This window comes from Streptomyces sp. 2A115, from assembly GCF_052245575.1.
Taxonomy (GTDB): Bacteria; Actinomycetota; Actinomycetes; order Streptomycetales; family Streptomycetaceae; genus Streptomyces.
Genome location: NZ_JBQQCG010000040.1, coordinates 1 through 17,868, shown reverse-complemented (window position 1 = coordinate 17,868; position 17,868 = coordinate 1). Strand labels below are relative to the sequence as shown.

Annotated in this window: 12 protein-coding genes and 3 pseudogenes; 6 read left to right on the top strand and 9 right to left on the bottom strand. The window is 69.5% G+C overall.

Annotation, left to right across the window (positions count from 1 at the left end; genetic code table 11):
- Positions 1 to 125 precede the first annotated feature (125 nt).
- Positions 126 to 629: a hypothetical protein gene (locus ACTWQR_RS30085; RefSeq protein WP_443230342.1), complete on the bottom strand. Its 504-nt coding sequence runs from the start codon at positions 627 to 629 to the stop codon at positions 126 to 128.
- Positions 626 to 1,294 carry an SDR family NAD(P)-dependent oxidoreductase gene (locus ACTWQR_RS30080; RefSeq protein ID WP_443230341.1) on the bottom strand — a complete coding sequence of 223 codons (669 nt, stop codon included), beginning with the start codon at positions 1,292 to 1,294 and terminating at the stop codon, positions 626 to 628. The genes ACTWQR_RS30085 and ACTWQR_RS30080 overlap by 4 nt, the downstream gene beginning before the upstream one ends.
- A gap of 148 nt (positions 1,295 to 1,442) precedes the next feature.
- Between ACTWQR_RS30080 and ACTWQR_RS30075 the strand changes: the two genes are divergently transcribed.
- Positions 1,443 to 2,135: a TetR/AcrR family transcriptional regulator gene (locus ACTWQR_RS30075; RefSeq protein ID WP_443230340.1), complete on the top strand. Its 693-nt coding sequence runs from the start codon at positions 1,443 to 1,445 to the stop codon at positions 2,133 to 2,135.
- 728 nt (positions 2,136 to 2,863) lie between these two features.
- Entirely contained in the window at positions 2,864 to 4,594 is a 1,731-nt protein-coding gene (gene kstD, locus ACTWQR_RS30070; RefSeq protein ID WP_443230412.1) for a 3-oxosteroid 1-dehydrogenase, read from the top strand.
- Positions 4,595 to 5,612: 1,018 nt separating this feature from the next.
- Here the strand turns inward: kstD and ACTWQR_RS30065 are convergent.
- Entirely contained in the window at positions 5,613 to 7,961 is a 2,349-nt protein-coding gene (locus ACTWQR_RS30065) for an alpha-L-fucosidase (RefSeq protein WP_443230339.1), read from the bottom strand.
- 121 nt (positions 7,962 to 8,082) lie between these two features.
- Here ACTWQR_RS30065 and ACTWQR_RS30060 point away from each other — a divergent pair.
- Positions 8,083 to 8,316 (top strand): annotated as a pseudogene (locus ACTWQR_RS30060) (IS701 family transposase); the annotation flags it as partial.
- Between the two features lie 218 nt (positions 8,317 to 8,534).
- Here the strand turns inward: ACTWQR_RS30060 and ACTWQR_RS30055 are convergent.
- The 5 genes and pseudogenes from ACTWQR_RS30055 to ACTWQR_RS30035 all read right to left on the bottom strand — a co-directional run.
- A pseudogene (locus tag ACTWQR_RS30055) lies at positions 8,535 to 8,735 on the bottom strand (IS1380 family transposase); the annotation flags it as partial.
- A gap of 162 nt (positions 8,736 to 8,897) precedes the next feature.
- Positions 8,898 to 11,123, bottom strand: coding sequence for an MMPL family transporter (locus ACTWQR_RS30050; RefSeq protein WP_443230338.1), 2,226 nt, complete (start codon positions 11,121 to 11,123; stop codon positions 8,898 to 8,900).
- Between the two features lie 5 nt (positions 11,124 to 11,128).
- A complete protein-coding gene (locus tag ACTWQR_RS30045; protein ID WP_443230337.1) occupies positions 11,129 to 11,344 on the bottom strand; it encodes a hypothetical protein in 216 nt (71 codons plus the stop codon).
- A 764-nt stretch (positions 11,345 to 12,108) separates the two neighbouring features.
- Positions 12,109 to 12,777 (bottom strand): response regulator, encoded by a 669-nt coding sequence (locus tag ACTWQR_RS30040; RefSeq protein WP_443230336.1) that lies wholly within the window; start codon positions 12,775 to 12,777, stop codon positions 12,109 to 12,111.
- Complete coding sequence (locus ACTWQR_RS30035) at positions 12,752 to 13,357, bottom strand: sensor histidine kinase (RefSeq protein WP_443230411.1); 606 nt, start codon at positions 13,355 to 13,357, stop codon at positions 12,752 to 12,754. Before ACTWQR_RS30035 ends, ACTWQR_RS30040 begins: the two co-directional genes overlap by 26 nt.
- Positions 13,358 to 14,533: 1,176 nt before the next feature.
- On the opposite strand from ACTWQR_RS30035, the pseudogene ACTWQR_RS30030 reads away from it, so the two are divergent.
- A pseudogene (locus ACTWQR_RS30030) lies at positions 14,534 to 15,131 on the top strand (sigma factor-like helix-turn-helix DNA-binding protein); the annotation flags it as partial.
- 308 nt (positions 15,132 to 15,439) lie between these two features.
- On the opposite strand, the gene ACTWQR_RS30025 reads toward ACTWQR_RS30030, so the two are convergent.
- Positions 15,440 to 16,168: a hypothetical protein gene (locus tag ACTWQR_RS30025; RefSeq protein WP_443230335.1), complete on the bottom strand. Its 729-nt coding sequence runs from the start codon at positions 16,166 to 16,168 to the stop codon at positions 15,440 to 15,442.
- 80 nt (positions 16,169 to 16,248) lie between these two features.
- On the opposite strand from ACTWQR_RS30025, the gene ACTWQR_RS30020 reads away from it, so the two are divergent.
- Positions 16,249 to 16,551 (top strand): hypothetical protein, encoded by a 303-nt coding sequence (locus ACTWQR_RS30020; RefSeq protein ID WP_443230334.1) that lies wholly within the window; start codon positions 16,249 to 16,251, stop codon positions 16,549 to 16,551.
- 214 nt (positions 16,552 to 16,765) lie between these two features.
- A complete protein-coding gene (locus ACTWQR_RS30015; RefSeq protein ID WP_443230333.1) occupies positions 16,766 to 17,512 on the top strand; it encodes a phosphotransferase family protein in 747 nt (248 codons plus the stop codon).
- Positions 17,513 to 17,868: the final 356 nt, after the last annotated feature.

The following is a 17,868-nucleotide window of genomic DNA, read 5'->3' as shown; positions in this document are numbered from 1 at the left end:
GCATGGACCAGGAAATCCGCCCGGCCCGCCCACCGGCACCCCCGCGCCCGGACCTGGCCAAAGCCTGGAACTGCGATGCGTGTCTGGGATGGGGAACTCCGTCGACCGCATCAGCCGGTCGAGTGCTACCGGTCCGGCCGCTCGGGCTCCATCCGGAAGCAGACCAAGCGGGTCTTGGCGGCGGCCGTGCGCAGCTCGTCCTCGGTGGGCTGCCGGTCGCCTGGGAGGCCGAGCATCAGCCCCTTGGCGGCCTTGGGCCCTTTGCGCCGGCCGAACTCACCCAGCAGGGCGGCGACTTCCTCAGGGTCCTCGACGACCGTCGGGACGGCGCCGTGGTCCTGGCCCCGGATGCGCAGCCGGACGGCGGACCCTTCGCGCATGCTGGGGATCCAGCCCAGCTGGGAGGACATGGCGAGCACCGTGCCGGGATCCCAGTCGAAGTAGCCGATGGGGACCGTGAATTGGCGACCCGTCCGGTGCCCCTTGTACGTGAGGAGCATCAGGCGCCCGCTCAGCGGCTTGTGGAAGCGGGAGGCGAGCAGCGGCCGTACGACCTTGTTGGCGGCTCGGAAGATCTTCACCATGGGTGGCGTGGCCGTGTTCGCCGCAGGCGTGCCGGAGGTGCTCACCTGATGCCGCCGGGGACGGTGTGGACGATCTCGGCCTGGTCGCGCTTGGTGTACGCGTCCCAGTAGTGCTCGGCGATGGTCTCGGGCTCGGTGCCGGGACCGCTGCCGATGAACACCCCGATCGCCACGTGCGCGGCGTGCACCCCGCGCTCGGAGAGGTCGATGCCCAGGGCCATGGCGTAGTTGCGCAGGGCCGCCGCCGCGACGCCGATGCTGCCGAACGCGCCGCCGCTCGGCCGGACCGAGGAGGCGCCCGTGGAGAACAGCAGGGTGCCACTGCCGCGTTCGAGCATGGCGGGCAGCACCTGACGGACCGCGGCAACCGCTCCGTACAGGTAGTAGTCGAGCTGCTTGTGGAGGTCCTGCGCCGTGGCGTCGACGGCGGCGCCGGCGAAAGCGGGGTCGGCGGGCGAGTACTCCAGTACGTCGACGGCCCCGAACCGGTCGGCGACCGCCGCGAGCGCCGACTGCAGCGAGTCGGGACGCGTCACGTCCGCGGCGAAGCCTGCGGCCTCGATGCCCTCCGCGGCGAGCCGCGCGGCGAGCGCGTCGAGCTTGTCCTGGGTCCGGGAGACCAGGGCGACCTGGAAACCCTCCCTTCCGAAGCGGCGGGCGATGGACAGGCCCAGGCCTGGGCCTGCCCCGATGACAGCGATGACGGGCATGGGTGGTGCTCCTGTGGTCGGACGGGCTGGACGGATGAGAGGCACCCCCCGCCACGACAGCGGTCAGGACTGAAAGTCGAGGGCAGCCTCATGTTCTGGAGCGTAGCAGAGAACGTGAGGCATCCCTCCGGTTGGTAGGCTGAGGGACATGGCCATCGACCCGCCGTCCGCCTCCGCCGGGAACCCGGCCCCTGTCCGCCCCCTGCGGCGCGACGCGCAGCGCAATCGCGAGGCCCTGCTCACCGCGGCCCGCTCCTGCTTCGCCGAGCAGGGCCTGGAGGCACCCCTGGAGCAGGTGGCCAAGCGGGCCGGGGTGGCCATCGGCACGCTGTACCGGCACTTCCCCACCCGGCTGGACCTGGTGCAGGCGACCTTCGCCGAGAAGCTGGCCGCCTGGCGGGAGGCCGCCGAGAAGGCCGTCACCATGGATGACGCCTGGGCGGGGCTGTGCCACTTCCTGGAGACCATGTGCGAACTCCAGTCACAGGACCGGGGGTTCAACGACCTGGCCTCCATGCGGTTGCCGGAGAGCGCCTGCCTGGCGGGCGCCCAGACCCGCATCCGCGAACTCGGTGTACACATCGTCGAGCGTGCGCAGGAGCAGGGCAGCCTGCGCCCCGACCTCACCCCCGAGGACCTTGCCTTCGTCATCTGGTCGCACAGCCGCGTCACCGAGGCCACCCACGCCATCGCCCCGGACGCCTGGCGCCGCCACCTCTACCTTCTGCTCGACGGCTTCCGAACCGACCGCGCTCACCCGCTGCCGGCGCCGCCGCTCACCGAGGAGCAGCTGTACCGCGCCATGATCAGCCTCGGCGGAAACGGGGCCTGCGGCGCCTGACCGTCGGCACGCGTCGTTGTCTCAAGGCGCCGCGGGGAGCCCCTGTCTGGCGACCAGGCCGAGCCGGTACGCCTCCGTCCCCGCGACGCAGAGTTAGTGGAGGCGTTCGGTGACCTCCGCGTGCACCGGCGACACAGCGTGCGTCTCGAAGGCCGCCTCCTCGGCAAAGCGGTCGTACTGGGTGCGTGTCCCGGTCGGGCGCCTGGGAGCCGGCCGGACGCGGTCCCGAGCACCGGTCAGGCTCACCCGATCGAGGAAACGTCCGGACCAGACAGTGGGCAGCTGCCCACAAGGATCATGGTGATGCGGCTGGGACCGGCACCCGACGGGACATTGGGAGCAAAAGCTCGCAATAGGCGAGAGGACCGGCGGCCGCCACGGAGCCGCGGTGACGTCGAGTAGACCGCCGCGTATGGGCTGGCCGACGTGACGAAGGTGTACGTCGACCGGGGTCTGGTGTGAAAGCTGGTGCACCGCGACATCGGCCGGGCCGTCATTCAGCGCACCTCGCAACCGCGGGCTGGGCGTACCCCTTGACTTCGCGAGGCCATCACGTCACATTTCTGACTCTGCATCAGAACCCGGACAGCGTAAGCGCGTTGTTTCCCCGGGCGCACAGCACGCTCTCACATTCCTTCGCCCCGTTGGAGGGCCCTGTCATGGCCACGAGCGCGGACCCTGCGAGACGTACCGAATCCTCCTCTGCGCCCGGCCCGTCGCGGCGCGCGATGCTCGGCGGGGCGGGAGCCGGGCTCGCCCTCGCGGCCGGTCTCCCGGGACTCGCCGGGACCGCCGACGCGGCCGAGCTGCCCCTGCTCGGCACGTACGACGTCGTCGTGATCGGCTCCGGAGCGGCGGGGATGACCGCGGCACTGACCGCCGCGAAGCAAGGGCTGAGCTGTGTCGTCGTGGAGAAGGCGGCCACCTTCGGCGGCTCTGCGGCCCGCTCCGGCGCGGGCATCTGGATCCCGAACAACCCGGTGATCCTCGCCGCCGGCGTCCCCGACACCCCGGCGAAGGCGGCCACCTACCTCGCGGCGGTCGTCGGACCGGAGGTCCCCGCAGACCGGCAACGGGCGTTCCTCGACCACGGGCCCGCCATGCTCTCCTTCGTCATGGCCAACAGCCCACTGCGCTTCCGATGGATGGAGGGGTACAGCGACTACTACCCCCAACTGCCCGGCGGACTGCCGAACGGCCGCTCCATCGAACCCGACCAGCTCGACGGGAACATCCTCGGCGCCGAACTCGCGCGTCTGAACCCGTCGTACATGACGGTCCCGAGCGGCATGGTCGTCTTCAGCACCGACTACAAATGGCTCACGCTCGCCGCGGTCAGCGCGAAGGGCGCCGCCGTCGCCACCCAATGCCTGGCCCGCGGCACGAGGGCGGCACTGCTCGGTCAGAAGCCCCTCACTATGGGCCAGTCACTGGCGGCGGGCCTGCGCGCCGGACTGCTCGCGGCACAGGTGCCGGTGTGGCTGAACACCCCGCTGTCCGACCTGTACATGGAGAACGGAGCCGCCGCGGGAGCCGTGGTGGCCAAGAACGGCACACCCGGCCTGATCAGGGCCCGACAGGGGGTGATCGTCGGCTCCGGCGGGTTCGAGCACAACGCGGCCATGCGCGAGCAGTACCAGCAACAGCCCATCGGCACCCAATGGACGGTCGGAGCCAAGGAGAACACCGGCGACGGCATCCGGGCGGGCCGACGGGCCGGCGCCGCGCTCGACCTGATGGACGACGCGTGGTGGGGCCCGACGATCCCGCTGCCCGACCAGCCCTACTTCTGCCTCGCCGAGCGCACCCTGCCCGGCGGGCTCCTCGTCAACGCCGCCGGAGCGCGCTTCGTCAACGAGGCGGCCCCCTACAGCGACGTCGTCCACACCATGTACGAGCGGAACGCGACCGCCCCGCACATCCCGGCCTGGCTGATCGTCGACCAGAACTACCGCAACCGCTACCTCTTCAAGGACGTGCTGCCGACGTTCGCGTTCCCGGACTCGTGGTACGACTCCGGCGCCGCCCACAAGGCCTGGACCCTCGACGCCCTCGCCGGACGGATCGGCGTTCCGGCCGCCGCCCTGCGAGCCACGGTCAACCGCTTCAACGGCCTCGCCCGCAGCGGCACCGACAGCGACTTCGACCGCGGGGCGAGCGTGTACGACCACTACTACACCGACCCAGCGATCCTCCCGAACTCCTGCCTCGCGCCGTTGGCGCTGGCCCCGTACTACGCGTTCAAGATCGTCCCGGGGGATCTGGGTACCAAGGGCGGCCTGCTCACGGACGCCCGGGCTCGGGTGCTCCGGCCGGACGGCTCGGTGATCCCGGGCCTGTACGCCGCGGGCAACGCGAGTGCCGCGGTCATGGGCCACAGCTACGCCGGTGCGGGGTCGACGATCGGTCCCGCGATGACCTTCGGCTACATCGCGGCGCGGGATCTCGCGGAGGGGTGAAGTCCGCCGGACGTGACGGCGCGTGCGGCAGGTGCGGCGGTGTCAGCGATCCAGACGTGCTGGTTATGGAAGGGCAGGACACCGGCGACGATGGCCCGCTGTTCGGCCTGCCACAGGATGTCTCCGGTGAAGCCACGTGCGCGCAGTTCGCGGTGCAGCTGCGGGACGTCGTGGCAGCCCTCGCGTCAGTGGCTGTGCAGGCAGGGCTTGTGTCCGTCCAGGATCGATGCCCGGAAGGGTGGCCTTGACCAGCAGTTCGTCGAGACTCCGGGCACGGGCGAAGCGCCGTACGGTCGAGTGGTCCAGCCGCAGTTGTCGGCCGATCACGGCGAGGGATTTACCCGCGGACAGGAGCTGCTGCACCTCCGTGTTCCGCTCGGTGGTGCGGCCCACCAGCCGCCCCGGGTGCCCGATGATGTGACGTTCCTGCTGCCGTCCGGCGGGAGGAACGACACCTCTCTCCGGCGGTGGTTCCGCCGTCGGCAGTGGTGCTGTGGGGGACTTCGTGACGAGGCGTCGTGAACGCTGTGCGGAGGCACTGGTTGATGGGCACCGACCGTCTTCTTCAAGCTTCGGCGAGGTTGCGCAACAGATGCCAGGCGTCGGCCACTTGCCGGGCTTTCGGAGCCCCGCTCCAGGCAGCTTCGGGGTAGGTGCCAGCCCGGTCACGGCAGATCATCTCGACTTCCGGATGGCCGCGCAGCCATGGGGCCAGCTGTCGGCGCCTTCGCCTTGTGCCATCGGTGTTCAGCGTGGCCACGAGGCGGCGACGCCCGCTCTGGCGACTGACCACATCGGTGAACCGGGGCCAGGCCACGGAAGTGGCCGCGTGTCGGTGGCTGTTGGCGATATTGGACCGTCCGTGGTCCCCGCAGCCCAGGTCCCACCCGTCCGCGCCGAACCGGGGGCATCGGCATGCACGAACCCTCAAGCAGCCCCATTCCACGAGGAACCGGTGTGTCGCGAGCGGCGTCATGCCGTCGCGACCACCGGTCGTGCTCAGGGTGTCCGTCGGGTCTCAGGCACGCCAGTGCACTTTGAAGACCCACGCATGCTGCCCCGCCTTGCGTGCGGCTTCGGGGACGTCGATCACCAGCGCCCCGTTGCTGAGGTTCCATGTCAGAGGCCGACCGTGGCCGAGCATCGTCACCTTGTCGCCGCTGCGGATCGGGATCGGTGCTTCGACGGTGAGCTTCGCGCCCGGCTTGGCCAGGGAGTGGATGTAGAAGGCCTCGTCCGGGCGGATGGTGAACCGCAGGTCCTCGCCCAGTTCGGCCATCCTGGACCAGTACGTGGTGTCGTAGATCGCCTCTCCGTTGGTGCGCAGCCAGCGGCCTGTCTCGCGCAACCGGGTCTGCATGATCTCGGGGATGGTGCCGTCGGCACGCGGGCCGATGTCGAGGAGGAAGTTGCCGTTCTTGGAGACGATGTCGACGAGACTGTGCACCACCTCTTCGGTCGTCATGTAGGCGTCGTCGGGTGTCGCCTGGTTGTAGCCGTAGCTGAAGGGGTCCAGGCCGCGGCTGGACTCCCACTTGGCGACGACCGTGTTGTCGTACGTCGTGTACTCGGGCGTTGTGAAGTCGTGGAAGCCGATGCCCGCACGGTCGTTGACGGTGACCTCGATGGGCCGGGCGCGGTTCTTGGCGTGGTTGAAGTATTCGGCGAGGACATTCAGGCTGTCATTGGCGCCGCCGATGTCACACCAGATGACCTCGGGGTCGTATCCGTGGATCAGCTCCTTCATCTGTGGAGCCTGGTAGTCCTTCACGTAGTCCTTGCCCGAGGTATAGCCCGTGTAGGGCACCGGTTCCCGGGTGTATGGGTTGCGCGGGGCGTGGCCCATCCAGGGATTGTCCGGGTTGAACCACTCGGGCATGGAGAAGTAGAGCCCGCGGTGGAGTTCGGGTGTGTAGCGGCGGGAGGCATCGAAGAGTTCCTTGACGAGGTCCCTTTTCGGGCCCATCTTCACGGAGTTGCGGTCGCAGACCTTCGTGTCCCACAGGGCGAAGCCTTCGTGGTGCTTCGAGGTCAGCACGTGGTACTCCGCGCCCGCGTCCCGGAACAGTTCGACCCAGGCGCGCGGATCGAACTTCTCCGCCGTGAACATCGGGATGAAGTCGTCGTAGGCGAAGCCTTCGCCGTACTTCTCGCGGTGGTACGCGAAGACCGCGTTGGCGGGGTCCTGCATGTGGTTCCAGTACCACTCGGCGTACTGCTTTCCGACCGGCGACCAGGCGGGCACCGAGTAGACACCCCAGTGGATGAAGATGCCGAACTTTGCGCCGTGGAACCAATACGGCGCCTGGTGGCCGGAGAGAGAATCCGCAGTGGGCTGGTAGTCGGCGACGCCGAGGGTCAACCGGCTTTCCTGTGAGGCGACTTGAGTTCCGCGTCCGGTGACGGTCACCGAGCCGTCCCGGGCCGTGCCGGGGGCGGTGCCGGCACGGTTGCGGATGCCCACGCGGACGCGGGCCTGCTCGCCGGGGTCCAGACGGCCGACACGAGCGGCCTCGACGGTGCGGGCTCCCGGAACCTGGACGCGCACCGAGACGCCGTCCGTGGCCAGGACGGCGACCGTCCCCGCGTTGACGACGGTGGCTTCGACGCTCTGGGCGCCGGACGACTCCAGGAGCGAGTTGGTGGACCGGGCCCCGCGCAGGGCCAGCGCGCGTCCCTGAGCGGCAGGTTGCAGGGACAGCGCGAACACGTGGAGCGACGCCTTGTTCGCCTCCGCGGGGTTGGTCACCGGGAGCGTGATGGCTACGGCGTCGCGCCGTGGGTCGAGCCACAGCTCGGACGTGCCGATCCCCACGCGGTGTTCGTCCCTGGTGCCGTCCGGTCCGTAGCGGTACGGCACCGACAGAGATCCGCCCGCGGCGTACCAGTCGGATCCGCCGAGGGTGGCGGTCGTGGTCGAGCCGTCCGTGTAGTGGACCGTAGCCATGCCGGAGGCGTTGCCGTAGCTGCCCGCGGTGAGGAAAACGGCCGAGAGGTAGCGGCCTTTGGGTAGTTCGGCGCGCTGGCCGAGTGCGACGACATTGTTCTTCGCGCCATCAGCCGAGGCCGGGAAGACGAAGGGCACGCCGTCGACTTCTACACGGCCCGTCGGAAGTTCCTCACCCGGGAACGTGTAGCCCGAGCCGTCGAAGTCGCCGCCCCGTGCGGAGGCGGTGTCGATGCCGTCGTTGTCGTAGAGGGTGTCGAGCGGCACAGGGACGGGGTCGGGGACGGGAACCCACGGCCCGGCGTGCTCGGGGAGTGGTTCGGCGGCGTGTGCGGCGGTGGCTGAGGTGAGCGGAAGGGCTGCCGTGGCGGCGACTCCGGCCGCGGCGCCCAGGACCTGACGTCTCGGATACATATCCATGAGCGGCTCCAATTCATCGGATGTCTGATGATTGAGGGGACTCGCTGAGCTGTCAACAGGGCGGACAGGGAGGGTAGTTGGGGAGATAGGTAGGATGACATAGTGGGCGGCTCGAGTGTCCGGACCTCTGGATGCCAGCGCGCCGGACCTCTGCCCCGACGAGAGGCCAGAGAGGGGGACCAACCGGACCCCACCAACCCCGACAGCCCTGCTGGCCCAGGGCCTTACGGGCCATCCGTTCCTGGCTCACCCCCGCCGTCACCCTCAGCCGGTGGTGGCAAGCCGGGACGGACAAGGACCCACCCTCCGGGCTCCAGGCCCTGATCGACGCGGTCACCATCGGACATGGCATTGACCGCTACCCCCGGATTCAACGAACTACCGGTACTCAGGTCGAACTCGTGGTGTCCGGTGGTCTGATCAGGGCGGCTCGGTGATCAGACCAGTGGCCGCGAGGCAGCCGTCGATCAGATGCAGGCGGAACTGGATCTTCTTCAGCTTGCGCTTGAGCACACGGGTCAGGTGCGCCCTTTCGGCGGCGGACCGTCGACATAAGCCGTGCGGCCGGTCAGGGGTGTTGGTCGGGAAGCAGGTGATCCGCATGCCGCCGGCGTCCGTGATCCTCAACTGGGCTCCGGGATGCGGTCGTTCCTTGCGGACGATCAACCGCATGCCCTTCGGTCGGCCGTCCAGCAGCCTGCCGGTGACCTCGGCGGCCCAGGCCCCGTCGCGGACCGTGCCGTCGGCCTCGACGGCCGGCGTCCAGGCCGACGCGCTACACCTATGTCCGTGCCGTTGAGCGGGCGCAGCGCCCAGTTGCTGCTGTGCACAGCTGCCATCCACGCGCTGGGCTTGGATGGGTGTCCAGCCGAGCCCAGCGCGTGGCCCTGGCGCCGCATGATCAGCGTGCAGGGGCGAGCATCGGGAACCTCCCGATCAAAGGGCGGGGCTCCCCCTGCCCGCTGGTGGGCTGTCCGCAGGGGCTTCGAGCGTCACCTTGGGCAGGCGCCGGGCGAGCGGGGCGGGCAGCCACCAGGCCCACTTGCCGAACAGCTGCATGATGGCCGGGACCATCAGGCAGCGGATGACCAGCGCGTCCATCAGGATAGCCACCGCGAGGCCCAGGCCGAACTCCTGGAGCATCCGGTCGGCGCTCAGCATGAAGGCACCGAACACCACGATCATGATGGCCCCGGCCGCCGTGATCACCTTGCCGGTGGAGGCCAGTCCTTCCCGCACCGCGAGGGAGTGATCTTTCGTGCGTTCCCACTCCTCGTGCATTCGCCCGACGAGGAACACCTCGTAGTCCATGGAGAGCCCGAACACGATCGCGAAGATCAGCACGGGGAGGAAGGCTTCGATCGGGCCCGGCTGCACCCCGAAGAGACCGTGCTGGAACACCAGGGTCATGGCGCCGAGCGCGGCGGTGATCGAGATCAGGTTCAGCAGCGCTGCCTTGACAGGGATCAGGATCGACCGGAAGACCAACATCAGGAGCAGGGACGACAGCCCGACCACGACGGCGATGAAGAGCGGCATCCGCTTGGAGACGGTCTCCGAGAAGTCCTGGGAGGCCGCGGTGGCGCCGCCGACCAGGACCTTGGCGCCGGTATCGCGCTCCAGCTCCGGGGCCACGTCGTCACGCAGGTGGTGTACGAGGTCGGCGGTGCCCTTGTCCTGCGGTGACGTCGTCGGGTAGACGAACACGGTCGACAGGGCGCCGTCCTCGGAGGGCACCGCGGGGCTGGCCGCGGCCACACCCTCGGTCTTGGCCAGTGCGGACGACACGGTCTTGCCGGCTGCCACGTCTCCTTGTGCCAGGACGACCAGCGGACCGTTGAAGCCCGGGCCGAAGCCCTCGGCGAGCAGGTCGTACGCCTGCCGGGACGTCGTGGTCTTCGGATCGTTGCCCGCGTCGGCGAAGCCGAGCCGCATGCCGAGCGCCGGCGCGGACAGTGCCAGCAGGGTGATAGTGGCGGCAACCAGAGCCGGCAACGGCCGACGCTGTACCGCTGAGGCCAGGGCCCGCCAGCGGCGTCCTTCGGCCTTGCCCTTGGCGGCGGTCTTGGCGGCGTGCTTGAGCACATGGCGCTGGATGCGCTTGCCGAAGAGCGCCAGCAGTGCGGGCAGCAGGACCAGCGAAGCGGCCATGGTGGTCAGCACGGTCAGTGCCAGGGCGAGGGCCACGCCCTGCAGCGAGCCGAGGCCGAGCGCGACCAGGCCCAGCAGGGCGATGATCACGGTGCAGCCGGCGAAGAAGACCGTGCGGCCGGCGGCGTCCAGGGCCTTACGGCCCGCTTCGGCCGGTTCGGCGCCGTCGGTGAGTTCCTGCCGGTAGCGGTAGAAGATCAGCAGGGCGTAGTCGATACCGACGCCGAGCCCGACGAGCATCGTGATGGGCGGCGTGAAGTCGGCGACAGTGAAGACGTGCGAGGCGAGAACGATCAGGCCGAGGGCTGAACCGACCGCGAAGAGAGCGGTGAGCAGCGGCACGGCGGCTGCTACCAGGGACCCGAAGAGCAGCCCGAGGATGATCACAGCGGCCGCGATTCCTGCCAGTTCCGCGGTCGGGCTTCCCTTCTCCTGGGCGGCGCGCACGGCCTCGCCACCGACCTCGACCTGGAGATCGCCTGACACGGCGCCGTTGGCGATGTCGATGATCTTGGCGACGTCCTCCTTGGGCACGGCCTCGGCCTTGCCGTTGAGCGTGACGGTGGCGTAGCCGATCGTGCCGTCCTCGGACACGGCGGAGGCGTGGACGTAGGGACTGCGTACCTCGGCGACGCCCGGCAGCTGCGCGACCTTGGCCAGCATCTTCTCCACGGCGGCCTTGGGCTGGTCGATGCCCTGGCTGTCCTTGAGGACGATCTCGACGCTGTCCCCGGCCTGGTCGGAACCGTGCTCAGTGAAAAGGTCTGTGGCGGTCTGCGAGTCCGTGCCCGGCAGCGCGAAGTTGTTCTCGTACGCGGAGCCGGCGGCCGTCGAGCCCAACGTGACGGCGGCCAGGACTGCCACCCAGATCAGCAGGGCGCCCCAGCGGTGACGCTGGGCCCAGCCGGCCACGGCGCCGAACCGGCCGACGCGCGCTGTAGCTCGTCGGCCTCCTCGGCCTGGTGGTGCAGGCGGGGCAAGGGGCGCGGGTGCGCCACGGTTGGGAGACATGGTGACTACCTCGGATTCGAGCGTGAGTTGCCGGGCATGAGGGACGCGCCCACTACGGCGCCGCACAGGGCAGGTACGCCGATCGCCAGACCGGCGAACAGGCCGTCGACCTCCAAGGCCAGGGCGCCGGCGGCCGATACCAGCAGAATTCCGGCGGCAGCTCCGACGAGAGCGCCGACGAGCGCGGCCGGGACCCGTCCGGAAGAAGCAGGTGCGTTCATGCCTTTGAGCGTGCACGCGCGACCAGGCCGAAATCGTCAGTCCCGGGACGACACCAGGCGTACCCCAACAGATGTACGCGACGCGGTACCCCGGAGGTAGAACGGCGCCCACGGGCAGACGGTCAATCGGGTCAGGCCAGGCTGACCAGCCCGGATTTGACGGGGGTGATCACTGGCTGGTCCAGGGTCGTCTCGGTCGCTGTCCTGGGCGTGGCGGGCCCGGATGGTCGAGGCGTCCGGGAACTTCGGCTAAAAGCATGCTCGGCAGCCGGCTCGCCAGCACTGAGCTCCCCACCTCGTAGATGTCGCCGCCGACGCGTGCTACCTCCGGGCGGGCGAGGTGGTCAGACAGGTACAGGTTCAGGCGCCGTGCGTGGCCGCAGGCATGCCCAGTCAGCGAATGACCCGGACTGCAGTAGCGTGTACGGCCGCGCTAGTACGGCGCAGGTGCACCTGTACGGGGGCGGGTGCGCCCCAGGTGGGGGCCATAGTGACGTCCTGGGATGGAAGCGCGAATGACCGGGCGGAAGAAGCACCACGCTGCAGCGGCGACCCCGGTCACGCCGACCACCCCGGGGCCGCCAGCATGCAGCCGGCCTCCGTGGCCTGTCCGATGAGGGGGTGCGTTCATGGCCTTGATGGTGCACGCGCGACGCGGTTGAAATCGTCAGTCCCGGGATGACACAGGGCATACCCCAGAGCGGTACCCCGGGGCAGTACGACGCCTGCGGGCCCGCGGCCAGCCAGGTGAGGACCGGGTCTGCCTAGTCATCCAGCCAGCCGGGGCTGACCATTCCCGACTCGTACGCCAGCACCACGACCTGTGACCTGTCCCGTGCGCCCAGCTTCGTCAGAATGCGGCTGACGTGCGTCTTCGCCGTCGACATTTGCAGCACCAGCCGCTCGGCGATCTCGTCGTTCGTGAGCCCCGCGGCCACCAGCTGCATGACCTCGCGCTCCCGGTCGGTCAGCACATCGAGCCGAGGGTCCGGCTGAGGGCCCTTGACCCGGCCGGCGAACTCGGCGATGAGCCGCCGGGTGACTGAGGGACTGATCAGGGCGTCGCCCCGGGCGGCGACCCGCACCGCGTGCAGCAGTTCCTCCGGCTCGGTGTCCTTCACCAGGAAGCCGGTCGCCCCGGCGCGCAGCGCCCCGTACACGTAGTCGTCCAGATCGAAGGTCGTCAGGATGACCACCTTCACTGCCGCCAGCTGCTCATCCCCCGTGATCACCTGAGTGGCTTCCAGACCGTCCATCCCCGGCATCCGGATGTCCATCAGGACCACGTCCGGCTTCAGCCGGCGACAGGCCGAGACCGCGGCTTGCCCGTCCGCGGCCTCCCCTATCACCTCGATGTCGTCCTCGTCCTCCAGGACCGACCGGAACCCGGCCCTCACCAGCCAGTGGTCATCCGCCAGCAGGACCCTGATCATCGGCTGCTCCGCTCCATCGCTCTCCTGTGATCTCGTACGGTAGCCGGGCCCGCACCGCGAATCCGCCTTCCGGCCGTGGGCTCGCGGCCAGTTCGCCCCCCAGTGCCCGCGCCCGCTCCTTCATGCCGGCAATGCCGCTGCCGCCCGGCCTGGCCGGGCGGGCTGCCGGGCCCCCGCCGTCGTCCTCGACGGCCACAGTCAGCTCCTGATCCCCGTATGCGAGCCGGATCGTGACATGTCCGGCGCCGCTGTGCCGGACCGCATTGGTCAACGACTCCTGCACGATCCGGTACGCGGCCAGGTCGACTTGGGCAGGCAACGCGCGCTCAGCCCCAGTCCGCTCGATCCCCACCGTGAGTCCCGCGAGCTTCGCCGAGGCCACCAGTGCGTCCGCCCGGGCCAGACCCGGCGCGGGTGCCCTGGGCGCATCCTCGTCAACCCGGCGGAGCACGTCGAGGGTGGCCCGCAGTTCCTGCAAGGTCTCCCGACTACCCGCCTTGATGGCGCTCAGCGCCGCCTCGGCCTGCGCAGGGTCCTTCTTCAGCCGGTGCAGGGCCGCACCCGACTGCACGTTGATCATCGAAATGTTGTGCCCGATCACATCGTGCAACTCGCGGGCGATGCGCAGCCGTTCCTCGGTGGCCCGCAGCCGCGCCTCCTCCTCTGCGTACGCCACGCGACCGTGCCGCACGCTGCCGAGGGCCACGACGGCAACCAGCCAGCCGGTGAGCATGAACACCGCCGTACCGGTGACATCGCTGTTGGGCATGAGGGCGCCCACACCGACGCCGATCACCATCGCCGACGCAATGGCGACGGCCAACTGCATCCGGCCCTGGGCCGCGATGGCGTACAGCGCCACGATCGGGACCAAGACCAACGGCCCGTCGACGGCACTGAGTACGTAGTAGACCCCGGTGGCCAGCGCCGTGAACCAGCCCACCGTCGCCGGGCATCGGCGCCGGAACAGCAGCGCGCCGCACACCGTGACGATCAGCAGCCAGGAAACGATCAGCGAGGGCATCGAGCCCTCGCCGCTGTGCGGCCGCTGCCCCTCGGCGATCGCCAGCAAAACGAACGTCCCCAAAGCCAGTGCGGCGTCGGAACGGGCGCCACGAGGTAGCCGGAAACGGGTCTGGGTGAGTGGCGGCACGAGTCCATTCTGCCCGTGATGCTGATCAAAGGGGGACACCAGGGTGGGCAGGCAAAGGGCGGGATGTCGGTGGGGCAATTGGTGCACAGCGGGCAACGGCCCACTCGCGCTGCTTCCCATGGCCAGGAACCAGGCGAATTCGGCTGCTGCTGCGAGGTCGGCGGGGTCGCCCCAGGCTTGGGTCATCTCCGGCCCCTGGGCGGAGAGGTTCCTCTCCAGCCTCTCCTGCGCATCTGCCGGCAGGGCATCCCGGATGGGCAGAGCCTCCATGTCCCGGTACGGAATGCCGCATCGCCGGACGCCACTGGCCTGGCTCTCGCGTACGAGGCCCTTGACCTCGATCTTGCGTGAGGGTCCGTCAGCGTGCTGACGGACCCTTTCTGGTTGTTCAGAGTTTCGGAGATTTCTGCTTGCGGGCAGCTGATGACCCGGCTGTCGCGCCGGGTGGGCGCCGGGTTCCACGGTTCCGGGGTGTGTTGCTCGTAGAGACGGGACGCTGCTGGTCAGCCAGGGCTCGGCAGGGCATCGAGCCGGGCGAGCGCGCTGCTGATCACATGGGCCCAGGGCCAGTGCTTCGCGAGGCGGAGGATGCGGCGGCGGCCGACTCTCATGGAGCGCCTGGCACCCTTCGAGCGGGCCGTCTACCTCCTGCGCGAAGCGTTCTCCCACAGCCGCGCCGGAGATCGCCGACATCACCGAGTCCGCAAGCCAGCAGCACCTCCACCGGGCCCGGCGCCGTATCACCGCCGCGCGCCGCCGCGGCGGCGAAGTCGAGGCGGCATCCGCCCGCAGAATCGCCGAGGAGTTCCTCGCCGCTGGCTCCTCGAGCCGCACCGAACGGCTGGTGGGGTTGCTCACCGACAACGCGACCGCGATCTCCGACGGCTCCGGGTTGACCGAGACGCTGCTGCGGTACGACACTCCGCAGCGCATCGCCGCCGTCGCACGGGCCGGTTTCAACCCACCTCCGCGAAACGTCGATTTGCCGGCGGCACGCCCGCCATCCACTACGCGCTCGTCACCGGCGCCCCCGCCATCCTCTTCGTGCTCGGAAACCAGGTTCGTCGGCACCGTGACGTTCGACCTCACCAACGGCAAGATCGCAACGGTGCGCGGCATCGCCGCCCCACCCGCCTCACCCGTCTCATCGAAGCCTGGCGGCAGCACGAAACCGGGCACGTCGCTCATCACCGAGTGGTGACCCGGCACCGGTCGCGGCCAGGCGCAACACCGGCGCCGCGATAAACCGGTCGATGCAGCGGTGAGTACGTGACGAGGGCATGGTCAAGACGTCCTTGACCTGTACGCCACCGGCCACGCCACTACGGGGGGTTGGAGAGGGCTCAGTGTGGCTGGAGCCGGTGACAGCAGCTGTGGCGGCCCGGCCGTCGGTGACACGAAGTGTGCTGAGTCGGTGACACCGGTCGTGCGTCGGCACGGGAGCCCGCTGTTGTGGATGGCTCCGGAGGGTGCTGCGCCCCGGTGGACCCCGGCCGCCCGCGGCGGGGTTCAGCCAACGCCGTCGCCAGGCGCCACTGGATGCGTTTCCAGCTCCGGAGCGGCCAGCAGATCGGCGATCAGTGCCCGGGGCCCGCCGACGTAGGTACTTACCAAGTCCACGTCACCGCCCAGGCACCAGGCACGGTCCTGCGGCCACCATAGGTCGGGCAGTTCGGCGGACTCGTCCAGAGACACCGGCGAGAGAGCATCGGCCAGCGTCCCGGCGAGCAGCACTTCGTCCCGGCCGGGAGTCTCGAAGGAAGGAACCTGGTCGAAGTCCCACCGCCCGTAGCCGCTCCACAAACCGAACCAGCAGCGCCCGGAAGTCCGGGTGTGCCGGGCCAGGATGGGGATCAGGGCCTGGGCGACAGCGGGCGGAGTCGGACCCTCCGGCGGATGCTCGTCCCAGACGCCGGGCAAGCCGTACGCGGAGGCGTTGTGGTAGTCGCGGTCCATCCCGATCAGCTCATGCCAGTCAGTGCCCGGTGTCACGTCGCGCTGGTAGGCGGCAGCCACCGCCGTCCACCGTACCGGCCGCTCACTCAGGGAAGCCGGATGCAGAACCCGGGCGTAGGCGGCGAATCCAGGCGCGGCGACACCCGCCACCGTCCCGAAGTCGCCGTGGCCTGGGGCACGCTCGGTGAGCCAGCGGGCCGGGCCGAGATCGACGGTCTGCACGCGCAGGCGTCCGTACCATTCGGGAGCAGGATCCCGGTCCACCGGGCGATAGTTGTCCATCCCGCACAGTCGACCACATCGGCGGCTACCGCGGGTTCGGGATCCGCGGCTACGAGGGACTGGGACCGGTGTGCTGGTGCTTGGATCTCGAGCACCGGACCGGCGTGCCGTACCGGAAACGGGAGTTGGTCGACGCGCTGACCGACCCCCAGTCCGGTCTGCCCGTCGCACGGCCCCACCACCTCGATGCGATGTATCCGCCGCACGAGATGGAGAACTGGTTCCGGCTGGATGTTGAAGCCCGCACCGGCTTGATCGAGCTGCGGCTCATCACCATCAACTACCCCTCGGTCCAGCCGGACTCGCCCAAGGCAGACCTCGAGTACCGGGCGATCGCAGGAACCATGCGGGCTCGCGTAGTCGCAGTGCTGGCGTCTGGCTGACCGGAGCGCTGTAACCGTGGCAGGGCCGGAGGGGCGGCCGAGGTCAAGGCGATGGGGGATGGGGCTAAGGACTCCTAACGAGAGTGGTGGGCTGGACCTCGTCAGAGGTCGGTCTCGTGCACGAGACCGCCGGGTAGCGGGACGCGGTCAGCCGCGTAAGCGCACGCGATAAACCTGGCGACGTCGGCGATCATCCCCGGGATACTGGTCGCCCATGGATGAGGTCGAAGTCGTCGTCGCCCATTCCGAGCGCGCGACTCTGCGCGTCGGTGACGTGTTCTTGAAGGTGGACGCCGATCAGGCGCGCATCGACGTCGAGGTCGAGGCGATGTCCCTCGCGCCGGTCCCGACCCCGCAGGTCCTGTGGCGCAAGCCGCCCGTGCTCGCGATCGCCGCACTCCCGGGGACGACGCTTGGGCGCCTCGGCGGGCCGTCGACCGGGGCGCCGGCGGCGTGGGCCGCGGCGGGCGCCGCCATCCGGCAGCTGCACGAAGCGCCCCTGCCACCCCTGCCGGGCCGGGCCGGCCGGAGCATCGTCGCGCTGGCGGCGGAACTCGACGACGAGTGCGAGTTGCTCGTCACGAACGGCGTCCTTCCCCCCGACCTGGTCACTCGCAACCGCCAGGTCGCCGAGGCCGCGCTCCGGCCGTGGACTGCGGCGTTCACACACGGCGACCTGCAGATCGCGCACGTCTTCGTCGAAGGCGACGAGGTCACCGGCATCATCGACTGGTCCGAGGCGGGCCAGGGTGATGCCCTGTACGACCTCGCCACCTTCACGCTCGGACACGAGGAGCACCTCGACGACGTCATCGCCGGCTATGGCACCGACATCGACCTCGACGTGATCCACGCGTGGTGGTCGTTGCGAAGCCTGCTGGGGGTTCGCTGGCTGATCGAGCACGGCTTCGACCCGTTCGCGCCGGGCTGTGAGGTCGACGTGCTGAGATCCCAGATGTGAGGCGGCGCGGGCCCGACTGCTGCGTATGCGTTCTGACGCATCGAGGACACCATCCCCTGGGGCGAATTGCCTGCCCTTACTCTCGACAAAGTGCGGTGCGCGATCGTCGTCGGCAGATGACGGCGCAGCCGAGGGTGTGACGAACGCGTGGTGTATGTCGTCGCGGATCTCCCAGCGGATACGCAGGCGGCGGAACCAGCGCAGCAGCCACACACCTGACCAAGCCCTACTAGGGCCTGTGTGACGTCGTGATCAATCTTGCCGATCCTGATACCTCTGGAAGGCGGATCCGGTAGGAAGATGACCGTGACGCGCAGGCAACTCACCGACGGGCAGTGGAAGTTGATCGAGCCGTT